10 protein-coding genes are annotated in these 16000 nt (G+C 66.8%); all 10 read right to left on the bottom strand.

Annotated features, from left to right (window positions below):
- Positions 1 to 56: 56 nt before the first annotated feature.
- On the bottom strand, positions 57 to 1151 hold the full coding sequence (locus B5Y19_RS06690) for a LacI family DNA-binding transcriptional regulator (RefSeq protein WP_055726945.1): 1095 nt from the start codon (positions 1149 to 1151) through the stop codon (positions 57 to 59).
- A 149-nt stretch (positions 1152 to 1300) separates the two neighbouring features.
- The gene (locus B5Y19_RS06685) at positions 1301 to 2470 is read right to left on the bottom strand and encodes an SGNH/GDSL hydrolase family protein (RefSeq protein ID WP_244555506.1); all 1170 of its coding nucleotides are present in this window, start codon (positions 2468 to 2470) and stop codon (positions 1301 to 1303) included.
- Complete coding sequence (locus B5Y19_RS06680; RefSeq protein ID WP_244555505.1) at positions 2467 to 3612, bottom strand: glycoside hydrolase; 1146 nt, start codon at positions 3610 to 3612, stop codon at positions 2467 to 2469. The genes B5Y19_RS06685 and B5Y19_RS06680 overlap by 4 nt, the downstream gene beginning before the upstream one ends.
- Positions 3612 to 4787, bottom strand: coding sequence for a polysaccharide pyruvyl transferase family protein (locus B5Y19_RS06675; protein ID WP_055726946.1), 1176 nt, complete (start codon positions 4785 to 4787; stop codon positions 3612 to 3614). Before B5Y19_RS06675 ends, B5Y19_RS06680 begins: the two co-directional genes overlap by 1 nt.
- Before the next feature lie 140 nt (positions 4788 to 4927).
- Positions 4928 to 6103: a polysaccharide pyruvyl transferase family protein gene (locus tag B5Y19_RS06670; RefSeq protein ID WP_055726947.1), complete on the bottom strand. Its 1176-nt coding sequence runs from the start codon at positions 6101 to 6103 to the stop codon at positions 4928 to 4930.
- Positions 6104 to 6124: 21 nt separating this feature from the next.
- The gene (locus tag B5Y19_RS06665) at positions 6125 to 8803 is read right to left on the bottom strand and encodes a glycosyltransferase (protein WP_055726948.1); all 2679 of its coding nucleotides are present in this window, start codon (positions 8801 to 8803) and stop codon (positions 6125 to 6127) included.
- Positions 8796 to 10502, bottom strand: a complete 1707-nt coding sequence (locus B5Y19_RS06660; RefSeq protein ID WP_244555504.1) for a DUF6212 domain-containing protein — start codon at positions 10500 to 10502, stop codon at positions 8796 to 8798. Before B5Y19_RS06660 ends, B5Y19_RS06665 begins: the two co-directional genes overlap by 8 nt.
- Before the next feature lie 224 nt (positions 10503 to 10726).
- Positions 10727 to 12253, bottom strand: a complete 1527-nt coding sequence (locus tag B5Y19_RS06655) for a DUF6212 domain-containing protein (protein WP_055726949.1) — start codon at positions 12251 to 12253, stop codon at positions 10727 to 10729.
- Complete coding sequence (locus B5Y19_RS06650) at positions 12253 to 14310, bottom strand: glycosyltransferase family A protein (protein ID WP_055726950.1); 2058 nt, start codon at positions 14308 to 14310, stop codon at positions 12253 to 12255. Before B5Y19_RS06650 ends, B5Y19_RS06655 begins: the two co-directional genes overlap by 1 nt.
- A gap of 43 nt (positions 14311 to 14353) precedes the next feature.
- Positions 14354 to 15328, bottom strand: a complete 975-nt coding sequence (locus B5Y19_RS06645) for an NAD-dependent epimerase/dehydratase family protein (RefSeq protein WP_055726951.1) — start codon at positions 15326 to 15328, stop codon at positions 14354 to 14356.
- Between the last annotated feature and the right edge of the window lie 672 nt (positions 15329 to 16000).

Here is a 16000-nt window from a genome sequence, read left to right as displayed (position 1 = left end):
TCCAGGCTCTGTCGGCCCGGTGGCACGGACGCTTGGGCGTCCGCAGTCGGTCTTCGTCAGTGCACCGCCTTGCGCGAAGCGGCCGGCCTTTCCGGATTCGGAAGCGGGTCGGGATCGCGGCTGCCGGCGTGCTCGGCCATGGCGGCGAGATCGCGCACGGAATCGCGGGCCTGCAGGCTGGTCTGCATCACGGAATGCGTGGGCGGCGTCCGGTCCCCGGCCATGCGGGCACGCAGGCGGTTCCAGGCGGCCTCCGCCATCTCGGCGATCGGCTGGCGGATCGCGGTCAGGCCGGTCTTGCGGGCGCTCATCCAGGGATAATCGTCGAAGCCGACGACCGAGACCGGGTCGGGAATATCGATCCGTAGGCGCGCCAGGGCCGAGAGCGTGCTCAACGTGGTGACGTTGGTGAGCGCGATGACGGCGCTCGGCTGCTTGTGGCGTTCGAGCCAGTGCCGGAACGTCGCCGCGCCGCGATCGGCATTCGAGCCGAGCTCGACGACGGTCGGCTCGCGGTCGAGCGCGCTCCTGATCAGGTCGCAGGCGCCGTGAACGCGCTCGCGGATCGGCGAGATGGCGAGGCTCGAGGCGGCGACGAGGATGTCGCGATGGCCCTTGGCGAGAAGGTGTCGGGCGGCGATCTCGCCGGCCTCGCGGTTGTCGATCGCCACCGTGTCGACGATCGAGCCCTCGGGCGGCACGCGGTCGGCGAAGACGATCGGAAGGCGCCCGACCTCGCCACGCAGCGCTTCCGGAACCGCATCGGAGCAGGGCACCGCGATCAGCCCCGACGGGCGCCAGGCCAGCAGGGTGCGCAGCCGCGACTGCTCCAGCCCGAGATCGTCGCGCGAGCTGGCGACGAGGATATCGTAGCCGTCCCTCTCGGCGAGGACCTCGAGCTGCGAGACCAGCGAGGTGAAGAAGACGTCGTCGAGATCGGGCACGAGGACGCCGACGACGCGAGCCTGGCCCGAGCGCAGTTGCGAGGCTGCCCGATCGACCTGATAGGCGAGCTCCTCGGCCGCCTTCAGCACGCGCTCGCGCAAATCGGCATTCACCGGCTTGTTGCCGCTGAAGACGTTCGAGACCGTGGCGATCGACACGCCCGCGCGGGCGGCGACATCCCGGATCGTTACGCGTCCATTGTCCATCAGGCGCCTGTTAAACGTTTTACAGTAAAACGTTTAACAGGCGGATTCCTACGATGCAAGACCGTTTTCGATCGACGGGTTTCGCCGATAAGGGATCGAACGACGCCGGTTGCGGCTGTCCTCGGCAATCCGCGCGCGCCACACAACTCCTAGGTCAGCGCAGCTGCTGATGGCGCGGAAACCGTATCGGATGTCGCGGGCTGCGGCGGGCTGGCTTTTTCGAGGGCACAGGTCTTGAGGTTTCCGGTGAAGAGGATGCCGGTGATGGGGAGGGCCGGCTCCGCTGGGAAGGTCTCGTGCCGGACGCTGTCCTTGGGCACATGCAGCTTGTGCCCGGCAGCGGCGAGCCCTCCGGAGAGGGTCAGCGTGCGCATCTGCTGCATGTCGAGAAGCGTCGGGCCATAGAGGAACTCGAAGCTGAGCATCGAGACCAGGAACTTGTAGGTGCCGTCGCGCACGCCGCCCTTGAGCAGCGCGGCGCGATGCACCTCGTCGCCGCCTTGCAGATCGAGCGGCGGCGTGCGCGGCTCGCAGACATAGCTCAAGGCGAGCAGCATGCCCTTCTCGATGTCGAAGCGCAGCCGTTCCCGTCCGAGGTCCAGCGCCGACACGGAGAAGCGGCGGTTGGCATACTCCACCACAGGTCTCCCGAGTCTTTTGGCGAGCCAGGTGCCGTCGAGCGCGCGGGCATTGGCGAAATGCTCGGGATCGATCGCGGGCGGCAGCGCGGCGGGGCGCGGAGGCGCGGCAAGCGCCGGCTCCAGCTCATCGGCGATCAGGTTGGCGACGACGGTCGTCGCGACCGGCCGGGCATAATGGCCCTGATCGGAGTAGAAGCTCGGATGGCCGACGACCTCGCGGCCGAGGCGCTGCATGAGCAGTTGCGAGACATCGATGCAGGTCGTCCCGTACCAGCGCGAGATATAGCCGATCCCCGCATCGATTGCGGGCACCGAGGTCAGGAACGAGCCGTTGCGGGCACCGAAGACGAGGGTGGCGATCCTGAGCTTCGGATTGCGCTCGCGGGCGAAGCGGATGATGCCCTCGTAGAAGCGGGCCCAGTGCCGGAACGGGCGCCGCTCGTCGCCATAGACGAAGGCGTCGTTGAGCGCATATTCGATCAGCAGCAGGTCGCAATCGGCCAGCTCCTGCTCATGCAGCTTGAGCTGGTAGAGGCCGAAGGCGCTGGTCGTGCCGCCGACCGCGAGATCCGCGACGATGTCGAGCGCAACGCCGCGCCGCGCCATCACCGAGAGCAGCGAGGAAAGGTAGCCGGGCTGCATGACGGTGTTGGAACCGCCGATGATCAGGGTCTTCACGGCGTCACCGCCGCCCGGCCGGCGGGAGAAAGCCCGCCGCAGCGCCAAATGCCATAGGTCGTCGCGTCCCAGTCGAAATAGAAGGCGGCGGCGATCCGGCCGTCGCGCATGAGGTCGGCGAAGCGCTCGCGGGTCGCCTTGACCAGGCGTTCGCGGCGGCTGTCGTCGGTGGGGCAGGTCTTCGCGGTGTTGGCGAAGCCCCATTCGGTGATCCAGCAGGGCTTGCCCTCGGCCGGACGCGAGCGGCAGATCGAAAGGGCCTGCTCGACATGCTGCTCGCGGGCGGCCGGGGTGCGGTCCCCGCCCGGATAGATATGGATGCCATAGCCGTCGGCCGCTTGATCCAGCCCATGCTCGCGCAGGAGCGCGGTGAAGCTCACCGGGTCGATGCTGTCGATGCCGCGCCGGTCGGCGTGTTCGGGCGGGATGTCGGAGAGTCCGGCCGAGACGACCTTGGCGCCGGCGCTGAGCCTCGTCTTCGCCAGTTCGGCGCGGGTGACCTTCAGCAGCTGGACGTAATTCGCCGCGCCGCGCGCGAGCCCATCCGGATCGGCCACGTCCCGGAGCGAGCGGGCCGTGCGGGTGTTGGCTTCGGGCCTGATCTCCAGATCGCCGTTATAGGCGCCCCAGTTGATCTCGTTGCCGGGCTCGACGGCGATGAGGGGGACGCCGAGGCTGTCGATCCGCTGCAGGGCATCGCGCAAGGTCGCCCGGTAGAGCTCCGGCGAGATGTCGGAGAGGCGATACATGTCCCAGATGCGGCCGCGGCCGGAGCGGGGCTTCGTCCCCTTGGGATAGAGGGCGGCGTTGTTCAGCGAGACCTCGAGCAGGATGGCGAGGCCCTTCTGATGGGCGACCCGTACGGCGTCGATGCTGGCATCCATCGGGTTGGTCAGGGAGAGCCGCACCGAGCGGATGCCGCTCTGCGCGATCTGATCCAGCACCTTCTCGCGGCCGGCAGCGTCGAGCCAGGCGAGATTGACGCGGTTGACGCCGAACTGCGCCGGAGCAGCGGCGGGTGCGGCGAGAGCCGCAACCGCCAGGCCGGACGCGGCGACAAGCGGGATCAGGCGGCGGAGCCACGCCGCCGGCCAACCGGCATGCAAGCTCCGCCCCATGGCCCTGCGCGCAAAATCCGCCATCAGCGGATCCCGATATCCTTGAGCGCCGCGTTGAAGTTCTCCTCGCAGGCCGAGTAGCGATGGATCGCGGCCGGGACGTCGATCTTGGAGAGGAAGTCCTGCAGGAAGGCCTTCTTCTTCGCTTCGCGGTTCCAGACGGACGCCTCGATATAGGGGAAGCCGACGAAATCGAGCATCTCGCGCATGCGGTCGTCGACGGCGATCATCAGTGCGGGCACGCCGGACTGCATGCCGATGATCGAGCCGTGGAAGCGGCGGCCGAAGCAGAAATCCTGCCCCGACACCCAGCTGCGCCATTTGTGCGTGTCGAAGAAGACGCGGAACTCGCAGTTCCGCTGCCATTTCTCGGCGTGCTTGTACTCGGTCTTGGCGACGATGCGGCCGGCGGCCTGGTCGTAGGCGTCGTCCGTCTCCTCGGCGAGGATGTTGAGGTTATAGACCGTGATCTCGTCCTGGATGACATAGCTCGCGATGCTGTCCTGCCGCAGCAGCGCATGCGCGTCGACGATCGTGTCCGGCACGCTGCCGAGATAGCCGCCGAAGGCGATCTTCTGCGCGTCGGCGAGATCGGGATCGGCGAGGTGGCTGAGCGAGCGCTTCATCGCCGCGGGCTCGTAGTACAATGACGGACAGCCGGTCGGGCGGACATAGTTCATGCCCTCGGCCTTGAGGAAATCGGCCGTGAAATGGCCGCGCGTCAGGAAGAAGCTCTCCTTCTTCTTGAGCACGTTGAGGAAGCGGCGCGTGCCCTCGGGCAGGGCGTCCTTGAGGTTCTCCTTCTTCTGGATGCCGATGCCCATCACCACGATCGGCATGTTCAGCCGCTCGAACACGAAGGATTCGGTCGTCGCTGCATAGCCCGGCCGCAGCAGATTGGCCGAGGCGAACAGGCACAGGTCGAAGCTCTGGTTCAGCTTCTCGTAGGTTTCCGGCGAATTGACGCTGTTCGCCAGGTGCCAGAACGGCACATAGGTGACGTCGTGGCCGCGCACGCTGTGAGCGGCGCCTTCGCCGATCAGGTAGTTGCCGGTGTTGGCGATCTTCTTGACCTGCGCGATCAGGTCATTCTTGGTTCGCACCGCCTCGAAATAGGGGCGGTGCCTGACGGTCGCCCCCGATACGCTTTCGACGGTCCGCATCAGGTAGGATGGGATGCCCGTGACCATAATCCGCATGTCAGTCTGCCCTTAAGCCCCGTTTTTCGCCCAGAGCGCTTCCCCGCTTATCCGAAACGCGGAAGTGCTCTATCTCTTCGTTTCATCGCTTTTTTCGCGCGCGCCGGTGTCCGCTTCGCGGGAAATGGCTTCGCCCAGCCTCAGGCGATGCCGATCTCGTTCAAGACCGAGCGGAAATTGCGCTCGCGCTCGGAATAGGTCTCGATGATCCGCGGGATGTTCATCGCGGCGAGGTGGTCGGCGACGAAGGCCGCGCGATCGTTGGCGCCGTTGAAATCGGCGGCCTCGAGCTTCGGCAGCCCGGAAAAGTTCAGCATCTCGCGCATGCGGTCGTCGACCGCGACGATCAGGCTCGGCACGCCGGCCTGCAGCGCGATGACATTGCCGTGGAAGCGCCGGCCGAAGGCGAAGTCCATCGACGCGGTCCAGGCCCGCCACTGATTGGTGTCGAAGAAGGCGTGGACATCGACCTTCTTCTTGAGCTCGTCCGAGCCCTTGAAGGTCAGGTCCCCGATCACCCGGCCCGAGGCGGAATCGTAGACGCGGTCATCCGCATCCGGCTCGACCTGCATGTCGAAATGCAGCAGCTCGTCCTGCACCACATAGGATGAGCGTCCGTCATCCGAGGAGAGGGCGTTCATGTCGCCGATCGTCTCGAGCTCGGCGCCCATGTATCCGGTGAAGATGGTGCGGCATTCGCCGACCTTCACGTCCGGCAGCCGGCGCAGCGCGCTCTTCACATTGGCCGGCATGAAATAGAGCGAGGGACAGCCGACCGGCCTGACGAAGGAGAAGCCCTGATCCCTGAGGAAGGCAGCGGTCTCCTCGCCGCGCGTCAGGAAGTAGTGCTCCCTTTCCTTCAGCACCTTCAGCAGGCGCTGCGTGCCCTCGGGCAGGGACTGCTCGAGATCGGGCCGGTTCTGGATGCCGATGCCGAGCATCACCACCGGCATGTCGAGCCTGGACAGCACGAGCGCCTCGGCATCGGCCGACAGGCCCTTGCGCAGCAGGTTGGCGCAGGTGAAGACGCAGATGTCGAAGCGGTCGTTGATCGTGTCGAGGCCGGTGCCGTTGTTGACCGCGTTCCACAGGTGCCAGAACGGGATATGCGTCGCGTTCGGCGAGAGCGCCCGCAATGCGCCTTCGCCGATCAGGTAGTTGCCGGTATTGCTGATGTTCTTGAGCTCGCGGAGGAAGGCCTCCTTGCCCTCGGGCTGTGGCTGCTTCTCCGAATAGAAGACCTGGGCGCCCTCGGCCTTCTGGATGAGGCGGGTGAGATGGCTCGGTATGCCGGTGACGAGAATTCTCGGTGCCATGGATTCAGGATCTTCCGTTGATCACGCGACGGCACGGACGGAGGGCGCGGCCTCGTCGCCGGCGCGCTCGCCCGAAGCGATGTTGCGTTGAATGGGGGCTGTCGGCGCGATCGTGTCGCTCCAGGCGATGAAATCGGCAAAGGAGGCGCTCCAGGAGCGCTCCGCCGCGGTCGCGAGCGCGCCTTCGGCCAGGCGGCCGAGTGTCGCCCGGTCCTGCGCCAGGGTGGCGATCGTCCGGGCCATCTCGACCACGATCCGGGCGTCGGCGGCGTTCCCGATCAGGACGCCGTCCTCGCCGTCGACGACCAGCTCCTCGACGGCGCCGACGGCGGTCGCCATCGGTACGCAGCCGAGCTGCTGCGCCTCGGCGATCATCAGCGGCGCGCCTTCCCAGCGCGACGGCATCACCAGGATGTCGGCCCAGGCCAGATGGGCCGCGATGTCCTTCGCGGCGAAGACCGGCGGCGCGACATCGACGTCGAGACTGCGCAGGCGCGTCATCCAGGACGAACTCGGATCGTCGGAAAGGATCTCGCCGCCGATGGCGCGGGCCTCGATGGGGACGCCCCGCTCTTTGAGCTGAGCGAGCATGCCGTGCAGCCGGTCGATGCCCTTCTGCCGGTCGAGCCGGCCCATATAGAGCAGGCGAAGCGGTTCGTTCCCGCGCCCGGCCTTGCGCGCTTCGCTGACCTGGGCCCGCAGCTTCGCGTCGATGGAGAAACTCGCCGCATTCGGCACGGCGAAGATCTTGCCGAAGGGGACGCCGAAACTGTGCAGGTAGCTTTTGAGTTGCTCCGAGCAGGTCAGGAAGGCGTCATAGGCATGTTCGAAGGCGATGGCCGCATAGGGCTGGCCGGCCGGGCGCCTGAGCGCCGTCTCGTCGACGACATGGAGGTAGCAGGCCGTGCGGGTGCCGGCTGAGCGCAGCTGCGCCATCAGCGGATGGGCCGCCATGACATGGTTGTTGACGATCAGGTCGAAGCCGGAGAGCAGCCCCTTCAGTCCGGCCCAGTCGAGCGGGTGCTCGTCGGTGATGAAATCCTGGCCGAGGAATTGGCCGCTCCCGCCCCAGGCCGGAATCCCATCCTTCCAGAAATGGAGGTGGTCGAACGCCTGGTCGAACTCGTCGAGCACGTCCATCCGCTCGGAGCCGAGCACGAAGAGATGGGTTTCGAAGCCGTTTTGCCGGAGCTCCCGCCCGGCCGCATAGGCGACCTTTTCCGCCCCGCCGAACGAGGCGTTCGGCACCAGCACCGCTGCGGTCCGGCGCGGCCCCGCATGATGCGCCACCGGCAGGACGGGGGAGCCGCCGAGCTCGGTCCTGAGCAGCTTGTAGAGCTCGGACAGGGCGGGCAGCCGGCGTGGCCGCCAGGTCCAGCGCGTCGAGGCCGTCGGCCGCAGCGGGCTGGTCGTCAGCGCGCTGACGAGGTTGAGCAGCGCCTGCTCGGGCCGGATCAGCGAGCGGCGCTGGGGCGCCTTGGGGAACGGGAAGCTGATCTTGAGGCGTGCCGATGTCGGCCAGGTCTGGTCGCGGCCGATCGAGGAGAACCAGTCGAGCGCATCGTCGTCGATGACGTTCCTGATCAGTCCGGTCGAGACGAAGGTGAGATCGGCCGCGCCCTGCCGGGCGCCGGAGGGAAGGATCTCCCATTCGATGCTCCGCTGCGAAACGGCGTTGCAGAGCTCCACGAAAACGACGTTGCAGCGCTCGGCCAGGGTTTCCAGGTGGCAAAGCAGGTTCGGCAGGAGCCGCGAGCGGGCGAGAAGCTTGAGCGTCTCGCTGCCGCAGGCGGCGATGAAGGGCGGGAAATGGACGTTGTCGGGCTCGCCGACATGGCCCCAGAAGGCGCGCACCGCTTCGTCGAAGCCGATCTGCCCGGCCGGTAGCGTCGGGTCGGTGAAGACGTCGAGCATGCCTTCGCCGGTGCGGATCAGCGCATAGCGCGGCGCCTCCTCATGCTCGAAGCCGACGAGGGCCGGCCGGCGGAACAGCGCCTTGTGCCGGCGCCGGAGAAAGCTCATCGCGGCCGGGCGGTCGCGGTTCGCCTCCTTGAAGCGGCTCTCCGCCCGCAGCCGATATTCGAAGGCGGTGTCGTGGCAGGGCTCCCCGACGAAGCCCTTTTCGATGGCCGAGAGCCAGAACTCCCAGTCCTCGAAGCCGTTCTGGCGATCTTCCTCGAAGCGTACGCCGGCCCTGAAAACGTCGATCGAGATCATCGACCCGGTGTCGCAGATATTGTCGCTGATGCAGTGGATCAGGCGTGAATAGCTGTCGCCGTAATGGGCCCGCCAATTGACCGAGAAGGTGTCGATATTGGTGTAGACCCAGCCGGCCTCGCTCGCCTTCAGCCGGCGATAGAGCGTCTCGACCGTATCCGGCAGGACGCGGTTGTCGGCGTCGAGAAAATAGACCGCCTTGGCCTCGGGCAGCTCCTCGAGGATGTAGTCGATCGCACGGTTGCGGGCGCCGCCCGGGCCGGCATTCTCGCCGAAGATCACATGGACCTCCGGATGGGCCGCGGCATGGAGGGTGAGCTGATCGAACACCTCGTGATGCGGGTCGCCATCGACCGACACCACGATCGCGAGGCGGCATGCCGAGACCGAGGCCAGGGCCGATTCCAACGCTTCGATGACGAGCGCGGCATGGCCGTAGAGCGGCATGGCGATGGCGATCAGGTCCTGGGCCTCGTCACGCATTGGCGACCTCCCGGACCGGGCTCTTCTCGAGATATTTCACCAGCCGGAAATTGAAGACCTTGAGCCAGGCGAAATCGACCGAATTGGTCGCGGCCTTGCTGAGGACCACCAGGTCCATCGTGCGCGACGTCGGTATCTCCAGCATGAAGTTGATGTCGATCGGCTGTTCGGCCGTGATCTCGGTCCAGCCGCTGAAGAAGGTCGTGGGCGGCAGGGACCGGCCATCGGCTAGGGCCTCGATCTGCTTGCGGATATCGGCCGACAAGGGGACGAGCATCAGCCCGACCGTGCCTGGCTTGCCTTCCGGGTGGTCGATCACGGCGCGCGCCGAGATGCGCGCGGTGCCGGGCGCTACCACGCGGCGTACGGCGCCGGCGGTGATGCCCTCGCTGAGCGGATGGCAGACGATCGCATCCTCGAGCTCCAGGAAGCGCACGGTCGGAAAGCTCGGCTCGATCGGGCTGAGCGAGACATTGGCGACGGCGCGCAGCAACTCGACCGGCAGCCGGTAATCCTCGACCTTCCGCCCCGAGATCACGGTGGACGGCGTGAAGACATTCGGCAGTGCGGTCGGGCGGGCACCGGGGAGGCCGGTGAAGATCCGCAGCGCCAGGGGGCGCATGTCGAGGTCGGCATGCGGCATCCGCGCCTGGGCGGCGTAGCGCTCGTTGGTGATGACGTGGCCGAGCGAGAGTTCGGGCGGCAGCCCGCCCGTGGCCGAGATTTTCAGCCGCAGCGTGCGGGGGCTGCCGTCGCATGCCTTGGGCAGGGAGAAGAAGTTCCAGCCCTCGGTGATGCTGTCATAGGGAATGAGCCATTCCGCGATGCCCTCGCCGCTCTCCACATAGTCGAGCGTGACGACGAGCTGGCCGGTCTCATCCGCCGGTATGTCGCGGACATGCACGGCGAAGCCGGAAACCGCGTAACTCGAAACCGGAAAGAGCTGGACGATCTCGGTTTCGCGCAGCAGGGCCGCGAGCCCCTGATCCTTGGGGTCGATGAACGGCCCGTGGCCGAACACCTCGGAGACCGTGTCCCAGTTGCGGGCATGGAACGCATTCTCGAGCGCGCGATAGTTCTCGAAGAGCGTCTCACGCTCCCGCCGCAGCGTCGCCAGCTCGGTGTTGGCGCCGGCCATATGGCGCGACAGGCGTCCCAGGCCGCCTTCGAGCACCTGCACCACGAGCTCAGCATCGGAAGCCAGCGCCGCTTCCTGCAGCCGGATGACCGGGACATCGGGCAGGGACCCTATCTTGCGGAGCCGCTTGAGCGCGGCCTGCAGCGCCTTGCTGCCGGCATCGGAAGCCGCGACGCCGATCAGCGGAAACGTGCCCCGCAACCCTTCGGCGTCCGTTTCGGGATCCAGAAACAGGAGAAGATCACCGAGCGGAGAGGTTTCGAGGGCCTCCTGATCGCAGCTCGATGCAACCACATAGCGATTGCGGCGCGGAAGTCGATGAATGGTCGCGGATAATGACACGTTCAAGTTGGCGTCCACCATACGTCGGGAAGTCACGAATTTTTCTCTGATTTCCCTTTGAGGTTTTGAGTAGAACTGGCTGCGTGTCAATATTTCAATTATGACATTTTCGAGTACTTTGCCGCCTATTACGTTTAACTGCGCGCCAAATTGGTTTGAATTTAGAAGTATAACCCAATTGTGCCATAATTGAACTTTCATTCGGTTGTCATGCGACATGCGCCCACGACGAGATCGTCGTCGAAATCATGGGCGATGCCGTTGCCAAATGCGGCAATGCGGCCGTGGAAACCGAACGCGACCGCACGCTGCGATGGCGGCGCTTCCGCCTTTCGGGCACCGTCCGACAGACCCGGTCGACCACTCTTGAACGGGGCGTCGCTCTGCTCTGCGCCTCGCCGGGGCTGTGCAGTCCGAGGGCTGCGCCCAGCGGGGGCGGGGAGCTAAGTCAGTGTCGCCTCCGGCATGATCGAAGCCCGCTTCCAGGCTGCCTGCTCGTCGAGCTCGGCCTCGAAGCGACCGAAGACGACGCGGCCATGGTCCAGTTTTCCGCCCTCCGGCAGCCGCGACAGGAAATGCAGGTCGACCGGTCCCGATTCCGGCTGCGGCAGGCGGGCGGTCAGCGAAAACGGCTTCAGGGGCTCGGTGAGTTCGACCCATTCGCTCGAGGCGAGAACGCCCACGCCTTGCTCCGCGTCGTCCGCACTGTGGCCGGGGCGCGTGGCGACAAGGCGGGTGAGCAACCGCGTCTTGCACAGTCCGTCATCGATCGTTGCCTCGCAGGACAGGGCCGTGAGGCCCGGTTTCGCCGGCAGGGTGATGCAGGCGGCCGAAGCCGGCGACGTCTTCAGGGGGCGCAGCAGCACCCGGCCGCGGTCGAGGTAACCGAAATAGGGATAGGCCCAGCTCAGTTCCCGGGTCGATCGCGCCGTCGCGACCACCTGTTCGGGGATTGCGATCACGGGGTTGGCCGGCAAGGCCGCCAGCCCAGGCCCGGCCGGCGGCTTGAGGTCGGGAACCCCGCCCCAGAGCTTGAACTCCAGCATCGCGCCGCTCGGGGCATCCCCGGCCGGTGTGCTGCATGCGTATTCGCCGAGCAGGCCGACCGGGGCGCATGCCAGGCGCGGCGCCGCCGTTCCGCCGGAAGCATGGATACGCAGTTCGAGCCCCCGCCAGGTCAGGGCCGAGGCGGCGGGCAGCCGCAGCGGCAGCCAGCCGCTCCCCAGGTCGCGATAAGGCGCGCGCCAGCGCGCCATCTCCGCTTCCGTCTCCAGAATGACGAGTGCGACTTCGAGGAAACCGTCGCCGTTGCCGGGCGCGGCGGCCCGGAGGTCGATGCCGAGGAAGCCGCGAGCGCCCATCGGCAGGCGCTGGCGCAGGAGCGGGCTCGCGGCACCACCCGCTGGCACGGCCGCCGGGACGAGCACGTCGCCATCGGCGGCCGGCGTCTCGAAGACGAGGCGCGGCGGCGCCGCCCGGAGGTTCGCCAGCAACTCCTCGAGCTCGGGCGGAAGGCGAATGGCTTGCGTCCAGCTTTCGCGCAAAGCGGCGAGATCCTCGATCAGCATCTGGTTCAGCCGCGTCAGGCGGGAGACTTCGGCCAGCGAGCGCTCGATCAGTGCGGTGCGCAGCATCGCAGCGTCGCCATTGACGAAGATCGGCTCGGCGCCGCTCCCTCCGGTGCGCGACCACCATTCGGCCAGGCCGGCCGTGGCCAGCGTGCTTTCGGGGCTCCAGACGGCCCAGACATTGGTCGGGGGCAACTCGATCCTGCGCCGGTTGTCCCCGGCCGCACCGCCGTCGAGGACGGAGAGGGTGAACTCGGCGCCATCCGCGGTTTCCGCCACGAACCAGCGCATCGCGTCGGCCGGCGGAACGAAGCGCGACGGCCGGTCGCGCGGCGTCGCCACCAGGACTTTCGGGCTGCCATCATAGAGCGAAGGCAGCAGGTCAGGAGAAGCATGAAGCATCAGACGGAGACCTTCTCCGGTTGGATTTCCGACAGCGTCGGGTCGGGGATCGGTGGCGCGGCGGTGCGAGGCTTGGTCATCTCCGGCCACAGGCGCAGCCGCCTCGATGGGATGCCGAGGGCCCGGCAGAGATGCAGCATCTCCTCGCTATCCAGAATGATCGCATCATAGGCCTGCTCGAAGGCGGAGCAGGCGGTGACCGCATCCAGCGGCGACCGGCTCTCTTGCGGCGCGAGAAGCGCCCAGGTCTCGACCTTCAGCCGGCGGAGCGCGCCGGCGATCTGATGCAGCACACAGCTCCCGACCGAAACGACGCGGGAATAGGGGGCAAGCGTCGCCAACGCCGCTTGCCCGTCGCGCCAGTCCAGCCGCGGCAGGCTCGTGCCGAGATAGCTTTGACGCGTCGTGGCTCCGGCGCCGCACAGCGAGGCGAGCGGCAGCGACACGATCTCGCGGAAGATCTCGAGATCCCCGGCCTCGCCGGAGAGCTGCTCGCCGAAGGTGACGAGGTGGGGAATGTAGCCATCCTCCTGCAGCGTCTCTGCGAGCCTTGCGGCTGCCGCGATCGCCTTGGGGCCGGCTTCGTCCACCACCAGCGCCACGCTTCGGTCCGATGCCGCCGCAGGAAAGGCGGACGGCGTGCCGAAGAGCTCGGGATAGTAATCGCGCGGGACGGCGGCGCGCGCGCGATATCGGTCATGATCGGCCGCGCGCCAAAGTGCACGGCCTTCGCGGGCCGACACCTCGTCCAGCCTGCGCTGCAAGGAGGCCAGGCCCTCGGCGGCCGGCCGCAGCGCTTCGCCTGCATCGGCGCAGCCGATCGCGAGCTCGAAGAAGCGACCGCCGAACGGTTTGACGGTGTGCCAATGATTGCCGGTGGCGAAGGCGCCGTCGGGAAATTGCTGGGCCAGCAATGTTGCTGCCTCGATCGCCAGGATCTGGGCGGTCGCCGGCGGTGCCGGGATCTGCTGCGCCGGGAGCCGGTTCACCGTGGTGGCGCGCCAGCTCATCGTCCGGTGCGGGGAGGGGCTGAGCGTGATCGAGCAGGCGGCGATCGCGGCCTGCACCACCGCAGTTTCGAGCGCCCACAACGTACCGGCGAGCAGCCGTCGATCGGCCAGCGCGTCGTAGAGCGCCTGGTCCATCACGATCAGATGGCCGGGGCAGCGCCCGTAATCGGGCTGCTCGGCGGCGCGCATCAGGCGGATGAGGTAGTCGTCGAGTGCGATGAGCTCGCAGGTCCCGGCGGCGGTCATGCATCGGACGAGGCCGGTATCGGCGTGGTGAATGGCGTAGCGCGCCCGCGCCTCGATCTCCAGCCTCAGCACGGACTTCACGTTATAGAGCTGCGCGTGCTTGCCGCGGATATAGGCGAGGATCGGGGCGAAATCCCGCTCGGCCTCGACCAGCATGCTCTCGCCGCGCCGGCGATAGCGAAACCCGGCATCGGCGACATGCACGCCGCGAAAGCCCTTGCCGAGCCCCTGCAGCCAGAAATCCCAGTCCTCGACGCCCTTGCGCATGGCCGTGTCGAAGCGGGCGCCGGCATTGAGCATGCGCCGCGAGACGGTGCTGCCGGCCTCGCAGAAACTGCGGAACAGATGTTCGAGCGGCGAATAGGAACCCGACATGTCGCTGAAGCTCGCGAAGCCGAACTTGTCGACATCGGCATAGGCCCAGCCGACGCTCTCGTCGGAGCTGCGCAGGGCATCGACCATGCGTTGCAGCAGGAGAGGCCCGATATGGTTGTCGCAGTCCAGGAAATAGACCGCCTCGAGCGCCGGGAAAGCTGCGAGAGCGAATTCGAGGCCGGTGTTGCGGGCGGCGCTGAGGCCGCCATTGGCCTTCTTCAGATAGAACAGCTTGCCCGGATAGGACGCCGCGAAGTTGAGGCAGACCTCATGCATTTCGGGCGACGGACAGCCATCGTTGACGACCACGATCGCGAAGGCGAAATCCGTCTCCTGGCCGATGGCGGCACGAAGCGCCTCGGCCGCCAGCGACGGCTGGCCATAGGCCGGGACGAGGATGACCGCCCGCACATCCGCTTTCATCATGCCGTTCACATCCTGCTCCTGCGATCTCGGACCACGTGCCGCGTCAAACGAGCCGTGTGCGCGCCCTGGCGGCCATCCAGCGCGCCGTGTCGCGCAAGCCGTCCTCCCAGGAACATCGCGGCTGCCAGGGGGTCTCCCGGGTGATCAGCGAGATATCGAGGATGTTGACGGGCACATCGGCGGCGCGCCCGGCGCGGTAGATCCGCGGGACGTTCGACGTGCCGGCGATGGCCTCGATGTCGCTCGCGACCTGGTTGATGCTGAGCCCGGCCCCCGATCCGACATTCATGACGCGGTGGGGACCGTCATAGGTCGCAGCCAGCAGAAGGGCGGAGACGACGTCGTCGACATGCACAAAATCGCGCACGACCTCGCCCGTGCCCCAGATTTCGAGCGGCTCCCCGGCAAGGGCACGGTCGAGCATCGCCGCGACGACGCCCTGGCGCTTCAGCGGCGACTGCAGCGGGCCGTAGACATTGGCGATGCGCAAGGCGGAATATTCGAGCCCGTAGAGGTGATGATACAGGGCGAGATATTTCTCGATCGCGAGCTTGCCGACGCCGTAGGCCGATATCGGATCGGTGGCCGCCGCTTCGGGGATCGGGCACCGGTCGGCCGTGCCATAGACGGTGCCGCCGGAGGAGGCGAAGACGACGCGCCGGACGGCGGCGGCGTTGCAGATGTCCAGCAAGCGCAACGTGCCGCTGACGTTCATCTCGAGATCGGAAATCGGCTTCTGCCCGGGCTGTCCGGGCACCGAACCGCTCAGCAGGTGGAAGACGATCTCCTGCCCCTGCACCGCCTCCGCGACTGCCGCGGAATCCTCAAAATGCCCGCAGCTCCAGCAAACCCGGTCATCCAGCTCATCCGGATTGGTCAGGGTGCGCCCGAAGGCTCGGGCCGCGGCGCCCTGGCGCACCAAGGCATTGGCCAGGTGAACACCGAGAAAGCCACCGCCTCCCAAGACAAGGCATCTGGCGCCGTCAAGCGTCGGGATGTCGGCTCTGACGATAGACATGCCTGCCTGAGATTCGGTTTGTGAAGGGTTACGCCAACAACAGATCAGTCGATCAGCGAGGAAGGATGCGTTTTGTTTCGAAATTCATTCTAATTTACCTCCGATTTGGTATTGTCAGATCATCGGGAATCGTGACGTTGATATTCTGGTGGTCCATGATTGCGTCGCGAATACGACGCCGTGCGTCGATCGATGCGGCGCTGTCGCGGCCAAGAGCTGGGGCAGGGCATCGTTCGGTGCCTGGCGATCGGCGTGCACTTGGTTCCAATGCGCGGCGTCTTCTCGGTGCAAGGCCCGAGCTCTGTTCTGCCGCAGGCTGGCGCCGATAATCGTTGCGATTTTGGCGGTTCGTCCCACGTGACGAAAAAGGGGCTGGATGCACCGGGCTCCGGAAGTCCGGTTAAGGGCGGCGCGATGACGCTCGCTCCTGGTGCTTCACGGCCTTGGGCCTTTCGCCGGAGCGGCCACCGAAATGCTGCGCAAGGGAGGCTTCGCACGGGCCAGGGCGCCGACGAGGCCACCGATCGGGCGCGCGACGGCGGCCAGTCGCTGGGCTAGTGAGCCCAAACCGGCTTGAGTGCTTGGCGCGGCCATACGGAAGACCCGCTTCCGGGCCGCAGCTCTACGTCCGGTCGTAGCGCGAATCGGATTCGGAATGCTCAATGGATGATG

Origin of the sequence: Allobosea thiooxidans (assembly GCF_900168195.1) — a bacterium.
In the GTDB taxonomy this organism is placed as follows: Bacteria; Pseudomonadota; Alphaproteobacteria; order Rhizobiales; family Beijerinckiaceae; genus Allobosea; species Allobosea thiooxidans.
This window is presented reverse-complemented; position numbering and strand designations above follow the sequence as displayed.

Coding starts and splice junctions, on each gene's coding strand:
- B5Y19_RS06675 (WP_055726946.1), bottom strand. CDS start 4,787: ATGCGGATTATGGTCACGGGCATCCCATCCTACCTGATGCGGACCGTC.
- B5Y19_RS06670 (WP_055726947.1), bottom strand. CDS start 6,103: ATGGCACCGAGAATTCTCGTCACCGGCATACCGAGCCATCTCACCCGC.
- B5Y19_RS06680 (WP_244555505.1), bottom strand. CDS start 3,612: ATGGCGGATTTTGCGCGCAGGGCCATGGGGCGGAGCTTGCATGCCGGT.
- B5Y19_RS06650 (WP_055726950.1), bottom strand. CDS start 14,310: ATGATGAAAGCGGATGTGCGGGCGGTCATCCTCGTCCCGGCCTATGGC.
- B5Y19_RS06645 (WP_055726951.1), bottom strand. CDS start 15,328: ATGTCTATCGTCAGAGCCGACATCCCGACGCTTGACGGCGCCAGATGC.
- B5Y19_RS06690 (WP_055726945.1), bottom strand. CDS start 1,151: ATGGACAATGGACGCGTAACGATCCGGGATGTCGCCGCCCGCGCGGGC.
- B5Y19_RS06655 (WP_055726949.1), bottom strand. CDS start 12,253: ATGCTTCATGCTTCTCCTGACCTGCTGCCTTCGCTCTATGATGGCAGC.
- B5Y19_RS06665 (WP_055726948.1), bottom strand. CDS start 8,803: ATGCGTGACGAGGCCCAGGACCTGATCGCCATCGCCATGCCGCTCTAC.
- B5Y19_RS06660 (WP_244555504.1), bottom strand. CDS start 10,502: ATGTCGCATGACAACCGAATGAAAGTTCAATTATGGCACAATTGGGTT.